General features: G+C 55.0%; 1 protein-coding gene. It reads left to right on the plus strand.

The features are described from left to right. On the plus strand, positions 1-240 hold a 240-nt coding region (locus AC1RPY_RS08160), incomplete at both ends, for a hypothetical protein (RefSeq protein ID WP_481763182.1).

A 240-nucleotide genomic window follows, 5' to 3' on the forward strand; every position in this document is an offset into this window, starting at 1 on the left:
GCTGCACTCGAAGACGAATTTGCGGCGGCCGGTGTGCGTAATGCAGACAAGCTGATTCGTCGCGTGTTTGCTTCGCACGGTGTGGACTACGCTAAGGCAATCCTGACCATCGCCAATCAACTGAAGGACAAGCCGGTTGAAGTGCGTAACTCGCATGCTTCGGCACTCGATATGTTGGGTGACGAAGAACACGTGAAGCCTGATCTGGAGGACGATGGTCTGACGGAAGCTGGTCACGAT

The sequence above is a fragment of the Dellaglioa sp. CoH-56-MRSF-12 genome (assembly GCF_056782075.1).